Source organism: Flavobacterium covae (genome assembly GCF_001534645.1).
Lineage (GTDB): Bacteria > Bacteroidota > Bacteroidia > Flavobacteriales > Flavobacteriaceae > Flavobacterium > Flavobacterium covae.
In genome coordinates this window covers 499,223-511,515 of record NZ_CP013992.1, presented here as the reverse complement: position 1 = coordinate 511,515, position 12,293 = coordinate 499,223, and the positions used below count along the sequence as shown (strand labels likewise).

Sequence of the window (12,293 nt, the reverse complement as noted above, 5' to 3'; positions counted from 1 at the left end):
ATATTATTTTTGAACGGCTATTATTTCTTTGTACTTAAATGTTAAATCAATTAATGTAAAACGCAAATCTCCATAATTTTTTGCTTTTATTTTTTCAATTACATTTGGATTTTCAGAACAATAAATTAAAAAACCTTCTAAATAATCATCTGGTATTTTTAATACCTTTTCATAAAAATCTTTTGAAAAAATAGATTTCAACTGTTTGCGATTAATTTCATTTTGTTCTATTTTCAATTCTTTTTTTAAGAGAGCTGTTCTACCTGATATTTTATTAATCAAACCTGTTATACTCATTCCTCCTAAAGGAATCAACAACGGACTATACCACTTAAAAGTACCTGCTTCAAGGAGTTTTCTCTCTGCTGGAGTATAACTTTTCACTTCACTATTAATAATCCTTAAATCTTTAGCTGAAAGTGTTTTAACTAGCACTTCTTTTATTTCTATTGATTTTACTTTTACTTTTATAATTAAAGGAGTTTGTATAAAGGAATTTTTATTAAGTTTAATTTCTAGAGGTTCTATATTGGTAGAAGTAAAAAGCAATATATCTCCCAACATTGCTTCTATACGAAATTGCCCTCCTGCCATTGTTTGGGTTATTTTTTTAGTGGTTTGATTTACTACTAAAATGGATTCTAAAACACCTAAATCAGATACAATTGTTCCTTCTAAGATTGTTTTGTTCTGTGAAAATCCTATTTGAAAAATGGCCAATAAAAGAAATATTATAATTTTATTTTTCACTATTATTAGGTTTATTAACTTTAAGACAAGTGTTAGAAGCAAAAATCTTAAGTCTACATTTTTTTATTTTTTATCTATCAAAAAATATTCAGATACCAAGACTGAGCATTTTTTTTTAAAATATTTTCTCTTAATCTTTAATACAAAAAGAAAAAATCACCTATCATGTATTTACTATATTATAAAGTATTTTATTTTTATTTGTCGTGTTTTTCTTAAATCAAGATTTTAACAATCTCTATCTTATTTCTTTTTCATACAAGACTCGCTTATTTTTTGTAAAAGTAATTGACTTTTTGGTCAATAAAGTATTAATGAAATAGTAAAATTTTGTTAATTCTGTATATTTGAATCAAATTATAAGAAATGAAAAAAGTTATTTTAGCAAGCACATCCACCTTATACAACGGTGGTTATTTAGAATATTTACTTCCAACCTTAAACAACCATTTTAATGAAGTAAAATCTTTACTTTTTATACCTTACGCACAACCGAATGGAATAAGCTATGAAGAATATACTACAAAAGTAAAAGAAGTTTTTTTAAAAATTGGAATTGTTGTAAATGGAATTCACGAATTTGAAAACGCAATAGAAGCAGTAAAAAATGCTGAAGCTATTTTTACAGGCGGTGGTAATACTTTTTTGTTAGTAAATAAACTTTACGAAAAAAATCTAATTCCTATCTTAAAGGAGGTCATTAAAAATGGAACACCTTATTTAGGAACTAGCGCGGGAAGTAATATTGGAGGAAAAACAATGAACACAACAAACGATATGCCCATCATTTTACCTCCTAGTTTTGACACATTAGGTCTAATTTCTTTTAATTTAAACCCGCATTATCTAGATCCTATCGAAGGCTCTACACACATGGGCGAGACTAGAGAAACCCGCATTAATGAATTTCACAAGCTAAGTACAATTCCTGTTTTAGGATTACGAGAAGGAAGCTGGTTAGAAGTTTATAATTCTGATATTTTTTTAAGAGGTGAACTTACAGCAAGACTTTTCCGATCAGGTGAGTTTGCAGTAGAAATGGCTCCTGGGGAGAATCTAAATTTTTTAAAATAATCTTTTAAATTTTAAAAAACAGAATGGATCGGATTCTTAAATACAGAATCCGATTCATCAAAATATAAATTTTGCACTTTTTAGATTAACAAATTTGTATACTTAATCTATCTCACAACTTTTAGTCTTGATTCTGGATTTCTTCTTATTCGGATTATCCAATCTTTTTGCATAATCCCACTTTTGTTCTTAACCTCAGATTTTGGACTTGATCCCTAATCTAGGGATTTTAGAGTTGATTCCAAAAAAAAAGCCTTGAATTTCTTCAAGGCTTTGAGCGGAAGACGAGGCTCGAACTCGCGACAACCAGCTTGGAAGGCTGGAGCTCTACCAACTGAGCTACTTCCGCATTGCGAGTGCAAATATAAGCATGTTTTTTGTTTCTGCAAATTTTAAATCTATTTTTTTTAAAAAAATTTGATCATCAACTTATTTATTCGATAAAAATTTTGCTTTAAAATGAGTCTCTTATTAATAAAACTGTACTTTTGTATATCATGATCAGCATAGAAATTCTTTTAAAAAAACGAGCTTACTTTATTACAAATAAAGTGTTTATAAGAAAAAAAATATTAAGAAATACTTTTCTTACAATTTCACAATTATCTAAAAAAGTTGATTTCAATTTATTTTGTATTTATTTTTTTAAAACAGTCTTTTTGATCTTTCCTTTTCAAAATAATTTATTAAACCACGCTCATTCCTTTCCTACAAGAAACTTTACTTTTTTTAATACTATTACTAAAATAAAATTTTACAGGGAATTATTACGACACCATTTGGAACAATTTTTGAAAAGAAAACCTCTAAGAAAAGTTTATCTTAATAGTGAAATAAGCATTATATTTTTTTATAAACCATACATAAACAAAGTTAAACTAGTAAAGTATAATATAACCTATGATAAATAAATTTTACAGTTATGAAAAGTTTTTACCCCGTATTTATTTCTGTTTTGATCTACTTAGGTTGTGCTAACAACACAAATCCCAATCTTTTCTCAACAGAAGAAAGTATTCAAAATGCTTTAAAAAATGAAACTTTATTAGAAAATTGGGATTTAGATAAAAATAGAATAGCATTATTAGAGGCTATTAGGAAATCTACGGAAGAAGGACTAAATCCAGAAGATTATCATTATTCTGAATTATTAAGATACGAGGACTCAATAATACTAACCTCTGACCAGAAAGAAAGTTATCATAAACTACTTACTATCGCGCTGATTAAATATAGCTCTCATTTAAAAAATGGAAAGCTTAATGCTAACGAAATCTATTCTGATTGGGAAATAATCCCTAAACCTATAGTAACAGATTCAATATTAACTTTCGTTTTAGCAAAAAAGCAAATAGATAGTTTAATTAACGTAAGCAAACCACAACATCATATCTACAAACAACTCAAAAAGGCTTTATTAAAAATTAATACTATGCCGAATGAAGTTTTTGACACTATAAAACCTAAACCAAATGAAAAACTATACTTTGGATTAAAAAATAGCAGTACAATTGCTAAAATTAAAAAAAGACTAAGATTATGGGGCGATTTAAAACCTAATGATACTCTTTTTAATAAAACATTTGATGAAAATTTAAAAAAAGCAATCATCTTATTTCAAAATCGTCACGGATTGCAAACAGATGGTAAAATAGGCTTAGGCACACTGAAAGCATTGAATTACAGCAAGGAGTATCGCAGACAGCAAATACTTGTAAATCTTGAAAGATGGCGATGGTTCCCTGTAGATTTGGGTAATAATTTTTTAGCCGTTAATCTTACTGATTTTCAACTACAACTCGTAGAGAACAACGATACTATAAAAACATATAAGGTAGTGATTGGTCAACCTAAACGTAAAACGCCTATTCTGTCTTCAAAAGTTGACAATATTGTCTTTAATCCTACATGGACGGTTCCTCCTACAATTATAAAGGAGGATTTAATTCCTGCTGCTACAAAAAGTAAAAATTATTTTTATAAAAGCAAAATCAAAATTTTTAATTCTAAGAATAAGGAAATACCTCCATACTCGTGGAAGTCTGAAGACGCATTAAGTTATAAATACGTTCAAGATCCTGGCTATAATAATTCTTTGGGGTTAGTAAAAATAAACTTCAGCAATAAACACCTTGTTTATATGCATGATACAAATCATAGAGAACTTTTTATCAATCAATACCGTGCTTTGAGTTCTGGCTGTGTTAGAATAGAAAAACCACTACCATTAGCGGAATATTTATTAAAAGACAAATTTAAAAAGAAGTATGTAAAAGAGGAAATCATTCAAAAAAATAAAACAAAAAATACAATTCCTATATACAAGAAGAAATTAATAGAAGTACCAACTTATTCACTAGCAGAGATCGACACAATTCTTCAGAAAAAAGAAACAAAAGCTGTAAGAGTAAGTCAGAATTTTGGAATTCATTTTCTATACTTTACAGCTTGGTATGATAAAGAAATATTACAATTTAGAAACGATATTTATGAATATGATCCTGACTTATACTTACGATTAAGCGATCAATTTACTAGCAATATCATAAGCCCTAGTAGGATGATAAATAAATAAACATGTCTTATCTTTCACAACATTTATAACATCGTATTTAATAGATTCTGGTATAGCTGGACAACCTTGACTTCTTCCTAAATAACCTTGCCTTTTTATTGTTATTAGGTTAGCATATTCGGCTCCGTGCATTACAACGGAACGGTTTCTTGCGTTATCATTAATTCCTCTTTCTTGACCGTCTAACTTCAAAGACAAACCATGTTTACCTATATATGTTTCTCCTGTTATATAAAACCCTAAACTACTTTTACTAGAATTTAATTCATTTGAAAAACTACTAGCAAACTCAACTCCCGATTTCATTCCGTGTGTAACTAAATTATTAAACAAAATTCTGTTCGAAATCAAATCAATAACCCACATTCTTTTTTTAGTTGATGATAAACTAAAATCAATTACCGTTAATACATCTTTTTCTATTAATCCTTTTTCTTTTAATGAATAATATCCAAACATTGCTTTCTTAAAACATTCCATAGGCGGTAATGCCAAATGATTTGCGTCTAAAGAAAAATAGATCATCTCAATTTTGGCTAACATAGCAAAATTACTTTTACTCGTTACCAAGTCAGAACTCACGTTATTAGTAGTCTTTGGGGAAAAAGACATTAAGAATAACAAAACAAGGGGTAAAAATCTGTAAACCATTGACAATCTTTTATTTATATTGTTATTACTATAATACAAATTTCATAAAAAAAAATCGACATAGCAAATTATTTTTGCATTTTGTCGATTTTTTTTGCATTTTGTCGATTTATTATTCTTTTTTATGATCCAATTCTTTTTGGTTGAAGGGAAATAAAAGAACCTTGTTTAATATCTTGATGATTTTGTTCCCAAGAAAAAATGCAGATACACTTTTTTGGAGTTACTACAAGATGTAAAATAAGAAGGCTGTCCTAAAATAGACTGCACTAGAAAAAATACTTCCTACTCCAAAAGTAATAGCTCCACTAACTGCTCTTAAAGAAGCTGCTTTTAAAGCACTACCTATACTCTAATATTTTAAACTTCCATCTTTAAAATACGTTATTGCGGTACAACTAAACAAAACTATTGTAGCTGCTATTCCCGCTGCAATAAGCAATGGCATAATCTCTCTACTCGGTTCATTGAATATCAATGAGTTATTCATTACGTATCCATACTTGTTATAACACTATATATGGGTCTGATCTTGTCTATTTTTGTCCGTATTCAAAAATCAACGTAAAATAGGATCATACAACCTACCGTTCATGTGAATCAACCCTTCCTCTTCGAAATATTCATGCCGGTATACTCTCTATCCAATAATTGCATGATACCACGTGTTAAATTTCCCCAAGCGTCAAAATCACGTTCTTCTAATAGTTTCCCTTTTTCAATCAATTATTACTAATATGGCTCCTAGATAGTTATTGTGCTGGATTAAGCGAAGAATTTTATATTATTTTTAAAAAAACTTATTACTTCCTGTTTTTTTTCTCCAATTCTTCTATGCGCTTATTTTGTATTTCCAATTGTTTTTTTTGTTGAATTACATATAATGTTAATTCTTCAATTTTTTGTAATAATTTTATCTGAAACGCTCCGACGTTCACACCTTCTTTTTCCATTTCTTTTGCTGATGCTATTTCGGGTAGATGTCTTTTTTCTTTTACATGTTTTTCTACTTCTTCTAATTTGGGCAGGTTATAATCGTCGGCAAAAACAAAATCCGCTGTAGGGGTAGTGGTTACTTTTATTTCTTTGGCTTCTAATTTTCCTTGTAGTGCGACATTACCATCTGCTTTAATAACCATACCTTTATCCCATTTCCAATTGTTTTCAGAATTGGGTGCTATATGCAATGTATTTCTACCGTCATCAGGCGTATGAAAAATCCATGAATTAGTTCCTCCTGATACAAGATCGCTCGCATATAAATTTTTACTTAAAGTAACATTCCCATTTACATTCATATCTCCATTATCGTGTAAAACTAAACGCTGATTTGAATTTGAAAAATTATTAGGATAATTCCAAAACTGTAAGCTATTACCATAGGGACCTGTCATATTATACATTCTCCATACTGCTCCTGCTTCTGTTTTTTCTGGATTATATAAAGATAAAGCAGGTCCTTCTTTACCTGAATTTGTAATTCTAATATATCCTCCATTGACTTCCATTTTTTCCGAAGGATTATCTGTACCGACTCCTACGTTTCCAGTAAGAATAGTTTGCCCTTCTACATATAAATTTCCATTACCTCCCCACTCTTTTCCTATTATTACCCCTTCTTTATTTAAAATGAATAACTTCTCTCCTCCATTAATATGCATTCTACCATCTGTTGATAAGACATCTCTAAACTTAATATTCCCTTGAACATCTAATTTAGCACTAGGCTTAGCAGTACCTATTCCAACACTTCCATTTTCAGCAATCTGCATAGCATCACCAACAGCTGTACCAAATTTTATACCTCCAAACCAATGTAAATCAAGCCCTGAACTTCCTGATACAGGGTAAGTTCCTATGTAATAATTTATACGATCATCATACCCCACTAAACGGTTAACATTATTAAAAATCATTAGATCTCCTCCATCCATTCTAAAATTACCAGAAACAATATGTAATCGTTCTGCAGGGGTATAACTTCCTAGTCCTACATTACCATTAGGTAAAAAAGTCATATATGCCTTGTTCCAGTCTTTACCAATAAATCCATAATCTAAAGTTGGAGCACCATTTATTGAAGTAGTTCCCTTACCTCCAAACATAATTAAATTAAGATTGTTTGGATCCGAGTTTTCTCCTATTTGAAAACCTCTACTCCATGCTCCATTCCATCCTTTTAATGAACTAACATCTATTCTAGCACCATAATTGGGACCTCCTAACCCAATACCTACATTATCAATAACTTGTTGTCCGTATCCTAAAGAAGCTACTAGTCCAAAACATACAGTTCTTAAATCTTTAATTTTTATTTTCATTTTGTTCTTTTAAATCTTAATTTTCATTTTGTTTAAAGGTTATGAACGAAAAGTAAAAAATTGATTTCTAATAATTATCTCATTTTTACTTCTTAACCTAATTTCAATTACAAAAACTCATTCCTTTGTGATTATTGTATTTTCTTCATCTCCTGTGATGTATTCCATCACTATTATATATATATTTCTCTGGGCAATTTTCCAAACTCAAACAGCGTGGTATTCATTTGTTCTACTTTTGTTGATGCACGTAATACTTGTCCCGAAAATAAAATTAAACAGAATAACCAAATTGATTTACCTTGAATGGATTGCCTATGTAAATACGACTGCTAGTAAACTGGATTGAAATAATAAGAGAATTACTACACCCTCGAAACCAGATGTAAATCAGACGATACCAATTCCTCAACTAACTTTATATCTATTTTATTTAAACTAGGGCAGTTTATACAAATAGAACGTTTAATCTGGTTGCCTACCTCATCATATTCAAAAAGTAGCTTACTTAAATCTTAAGCATAACAAATCCTTATAAGAAATAAAAAAAACACCAAAATAACTTCTCATAAAACCTTATTTCTTTAAAATTCACTACAAAAGTATAACAAAAACAGATCTTATCCCAAAACCCCTTTAATTCTCTAAGAATAAAGATTTGATTTACAGAAAGTATTATTTTTACAATTTGATGAAATACTTATTTATCAGATGAAATACACCTTTGTCTAAGATCTTTTATCCCCTTTTAAAAATGTTTTTTAATAAAATCTACGTGATAATCATCCTCTTTTCTAAACATTTTTTTACAAAAACAAAAATAGTTGATAATAACAGTCTAATTTCATAGTCTAACTACCTTTTATTAAAAACTATTTCATTCTTTTAGTTTACCCTATATCAATAAAATTACAATAATTACAGTTATTTATTTGTATCCATAATTTGATCTCTAATTCACAAAAAATAACGTTTGATAACCCCGCTTTATAATCTGTTCGAATTAAAAGATCATATTTGATTTCAAATTCCTAATTTTGAGGTTTTACATAACACTTCTAAAAATGAATAAAAAAGTAATTCTAATGATTCTTGATGGTTGGGGAAAATCACCTGATCCTAAAGTATCTGCTATTGACCAAGCCAATACTCCTTTTATAGATACCCTTTATACACAATTTCCAAATGCTACATTACGAACTGATGGACTTAATGTAGGCCTACCTGATGGACAAATGGGAAATAGTGAAGTAGGTCACATGAACTTAGGTGCTGGAAGGATAGTATATCAGGATTTAGCTAAAATTAATCTAGCTGTTCAAAACAAGACTCTTAATAACGAAAAAGTCCTGCTAAATGCCTACGAGTACGCTAAAAAAAACAATAAACCTGTACATTTTTTAGGATTAGTATCAGATGGAGGGGTTCACTCACATACAGATCATTTAAAAGGACTATTGGATGCTGCAAATGATTATGGTTTAAAAAAAGTTTTCGTTCATGCTTTTACGGACGGTCGCGATGTAGATCCTAAATCTGGTGAAAAACATATAGATGATTTAGCGCAGTATTGTACACGTTCAGCAGCTAAAATTGCCACTATAACAGGACGTTATTTTGCTATGGATCGTGACAAGCGTTGGGAACGGGTAAAAAAAGCGTATTCCGTTATGGTAGAAGGCATAGGAAAAAAAGCTACTGACCCTGTAACCGCTATTAGAGAGAGTTATTTTAATAACATAACAGATGAATTTATTGAACCAATTGTATTAGTTGATGCTCATCAAGAACCTTTAACAACAATACAAAATGGCGACGTAGTTATTTTCTTTAATTTTAGAACAGATAGAGGTCGTGAACTAACAGAGGTTCTTTCTCAAAAAGATCTTCAGGAACAAAAGATGAATCATCTAGACTTGTATTATGTGACAATGACCAACTATGATGAAACCTATAAAAATGTATACGTTATTTATGACAAGGACAATATTACAGAAACCTTAGGTGAAGTAATATCTAAAACTGATAAAAAACAAATTAGAATAGCCGAAACTGAAAAATATCCACATGTTACTTTCTTCTTTTCTGGAGGGCGAGAGGAGCCTTTTGAAGGTGAAAATCGAATTTTATGTTCATCTCCTAAAGTAGCCACTTATGATTTACAGCCTGAAATGAGTGCATTTGACCTAAAAAACGCATTAATTCCAGAATTAAAAAAAGAAACAGTAGATTTTGTGTGTCTTAACTTTGCAAATGGTGATATGGTAGGTCACACGGGAAATATGCAAGCAGCGATCAAAGCATGTGAAGCAGTGGATCAATGTGTTAAAGAGGTTATAACAACTGCTTTAGAAAATAATTACACAACAATACTCATTGCTGACCATGGCAACTGTGATACTATGATAAATCCTGACGGAAGTCCCAATACTGCTCATACAACAAATCCCGTTCCTATTATTTTAATAGATCCAGAATTAAAAAATATAAACGATGGTGTTTTAGCTGATATTGCCCCTACTATTTTAGAATTAATGGGCATTTCTAAACCCGAGGTAATGACTGGAAGATCTCTATTATAAATACTTACAAAAAAGAGGTTGCCCAAAAGAATCTAAATTATTACTTTTAGGACAACCTTTTTTTAATTATCTTCTAATTTTTTGTTCCCATTCCCAAGCGCTTGTTAATGCTTCTTCTAGGGTAGATTGAGATTTCCAGCCCAAAACCTCATTAGCTTTTGCTGTATGGGCGTAAGCTTCTGTTATGTCACCTTCTCGTCTTCCTACAATTTTATAAGGTAATTTTTGACCTGATACTTTCTCAAAAGTAGAAATAACTTCTAACACGGAGCTTCCTGTTCCTGTTCCTACATTAAACACCTCTACTTTTTCTACATTCTTTTTAGCTAAAAGTCGTTCTAGGGCAACAACGTGGGCTTTAGCTAAATCTACTACATGAATATAATCACGAATAGCCGTTCCATCTTCTGTAGGATAATCATTTCCAAAAACCGATAATTCTTTTCGTAACCCTATAGCTGTTTGTGTAATAAAAGGTATTAGATTTTGGGGAACTCCTAATGGTAATTCTCCTATTTCTGTAGAAGGGTGTGCTCCAATTGGATTGAAATAACGTAGTAAAACAGCATTTATATTAGTTACTTTAGTTACATCTGCAATTATTTCTTCTCCTATTTGTTTTGTATTACCATAAGGAGATATAGCTGACTGTACAGGAGCATCTTCTGTTATAGGCATTTCTTCTGCTTGTCCATAAACTGTACATGAAGAACTAAAAATAAAATGTGCTTCTGTTTTTTGTTGTAATTCTTGTAAAAGATACACTAAAGTATTTATGTTATTTTCATAGTATAACAATGGATTTTCTACGCTTTCCCCAACTGCTTTACTAGCAGCAAAGTGAATAACTCCATTTACATCTTGATATTTTTGAAAAAAATCTTGAACTGATTTTTTATCACGTAAATCAATTTTTTCAAAAATAGGTTTCTTACTTGTAATATTTTCAATTCGTTGTAAAACTTCTATTGACGAATTTGACAAATTATCTATTATAATTACCTCAAAACCTTTGTTTTGCAATTCTACTACAGTATGAGACCCTATAAACCCCAAGCCTCCAGTTACTAATATTCTCATAAGAATTAATTAATTTGTTTATTGATTATTGTTTATTGATTATTGATTATTGATTATTGATTATTGTTAACGAAGAAATATCTATCCTATAAAGTCTAGAACTACATCTGTAATAAATTTTATTTGTTCATCATCTAATTCAGTATGCATTGGTAATGCTATTACTTCCTTAACTAACTGATTAGTCATCATAAAATCAGCTTCATTATAACGTATGTCCGAATAGGCTTTCTGACTATGTAAAGGAATTGGATAGTAGATAGCACATGGTATTTCTTTTGATTGTAAATGTTCTAATAAAGCATCACGTTTACCATTAATAACCCTAAATACATATTGATGAAATACGTGATCATCAGTATTACTATTAAATTGAGGTATCACTATATTTGGGTTTGATCCAAGAGCTAGATTATATTTATGAGCCGCTTCTCTACGTGCTTTATTATACGCATCTAAATGCGGTAATTTTGTTTTTAATATACCCGCTTGAATACTATCTAAACGAGAGTTTACCCCTACTACATCATGATGGTAACGAACATACATTCCGTGATTTACAATTCCTCTCAAATTATGAGCTAATTGATCGTCATTTGTAAAAATAGCCCCACCATCACCATAACAACCCAAGTTTTTAGATGGAAAAAATGAGGTAGCTGCCACATGACCAATTGCTCCTACTTTTGATTTTGAACCATCTTTAAAAGTATAATTAGCTCCAATAGCTTGTGCATTATCTTCTATAACATATAAGTTATTCTCTCGGGCTATTTCCATTATAGCCTCCATATTTGTTGCTCGACCAAATAAATGTACTGGAACGATGGCTTTTGTTTTAGGTGTGATTGCCTTTTTAATTGCCTCAATAGAAATATTCATTGTATCTATATCTACATCTACTAATACAGGTGTTAATTGTAATAATGCAATTACTTCCACAGTAGCGGCAAAAGTAAAATCAGCCGTAATTACCTCATCTCCTGGTTTTAATCCTAATCCCATCATGGCAATTTGCAAAGCGTCTGTACCATTTGCACACGGAATTACATGCTTAACACCTAAATATTTTTCTAAATCAGCTTGAAATTGATGAACTAAAGGTCCGTTGATATAAGTTGTCGTATCTAAAACTTCTTGAATAGAAGTATTAACTTCCTCTTTTATTTTATCATATTGGCTTTTTAAGTCAACCATTTGTATCTTTCTCATCGAGTAAAATTTAGGTTACAAATCTACTAATTTAATAGCTTTTCTACT

At 30.2% G+C, this 12,293-nt stretch carries 8 protein-coding genes and 1 tRNA gene; 3 read left to right on the top strand and 6 right to left on the bottom strand.

Features of this window, described 5'->3' with window-relative positions; genetic code table 11:
• Window positions 1–3 precede the first annotated feature (3 nt).
• Complete coding sequence (locus AWN65_RS02145; protein WP_060381662.1) at window positions 4–750, bottom strand: hypothetical protein; 747 nt, start codon at window positions 748–750, stop codon at window positions 4–6.
• Window positions 751–1,116: 366 nt separating this feature from the next.
• Between AWN65_RS02145 and pepE the strand changes: the two genes are divergently transcribed.
• Window positions 1,117–1,824 (top strand): dipeptidase PepE, encoded by a 708-nt coding sequence (gene pepE, locus AWN65_RS02140; protein ID WP_060381661.1) that lies wholly within the window; start codon window positions 1,117–1,119, stop codon window positions 1,822–1,824.
• A 276-nt stretch (window positions 1,825–2,100) separates the two neighbouring features.
• On the opposite strand, the gene AWN65_RS02135 is transcribed toward pepE, so the two are convergent.
• A tRNA-Gly gene (locus tag AWN65_RS02135) sits at window positions 2,101–2,173 on the bottom strand.
• Window positions 2,174–2,746: 573 nt separating this feature from the next.
• On the opposite strand from AWN65_RS02135, the gene AWN65_RS02125 reads away from it, so the two are divergent.
• Window positions 2,747–4,399 carry a L,D-transpeptidase family protein gene (locus tag AWN65_RS02125; RefSeq protein ID WP_060381659.1) on the top strand — a complete coding sequence of 551 codons (1,653 nt, stop codon included), beginning with the start codon at window positions 2,747–2,749 and terminating at the stop codon, window positions 4,397–4,399.
• On the opposite strand, the gene AWN65_RS02120 is transcribed toward AWN65_RS02125, so the two are convergent.
• Window positions 4,343–4,942, bottom strand: coding sequence for a murein L,D-transpeptidase catalytic domain family protein (locus tag AWN65_RS02120; protein WP_335338727.1), 600 nt, complete (start codon window positions 4,940–4,942; stop codon window positions 4,343–4,345). The two genes, AWN65_RS02125 and AWN65_RS02120, sit on opposite strands and share 57 nt — an antisense overlap.
• Window positions 4,943–5,853: 911 nt before the next feature.
• Window positions 5,854–7,371, bottom strand: coding sequence for a hypothetical protein (locus AWN65_RS15130; RefSeq protein WP_235588338.1), 1,518 nt, complete (start codon window positions 7,369–7,371; stop codon window positions 5,854–5,856).
• A gap of 1,064 nt (window positions 7,372–8,435) precedes the next feature.
• On the opposite strand from AWN65_RS15130, the gene gpmI reads away from it, so the two are divergent.
• The gene (gene gpmI, locus AWN65_RS02105) at window positions 8,436–9,953 is read left to right on the top strand and encodes a 2,3-bisphosphoglycerate-independent phosphoglycerate mutase (protein ID WP_060381656.1); all 1,518 of its coding nucleotides are present in this window, start codon (window positions 8,436–8,438) and stop codon (window positions 9,951–9,953) included.
• Window positions 9,954–10,019: 66 nt separating this feature from the next.
• Here gpmI and galE read toward each other — a convergent pair whose 3' ends face one another.
• Complete coding sequence (galE, locus tag AWN65_RS02100; protein ID WP_060381655.1) at window positions 10,020–11,033, bottom strand: UDP-glucose 4-epimerase GalE; 1,014 nt, start codon at window positions 11,031–11,033, stop codon at window positions 10,020–10,022.
• 81 nt (window positions 11,034–11,114) lie between these two features.
• Complete coding sequence (locus tag AWN65_RS02095) at window positions 11,115–12,245, bottom strand: DegT/DnrJ/EryC1/StrS family aminotransferase (RefSeq protein ID WP_060381654.1); 1,131 nt, start codon at window positions 12,243–12,245, stop codon at window positions 11,115–11,117.
• Between the last annotated feature and the right edge of the window lie 48 nt (window positions 12,246–12,293).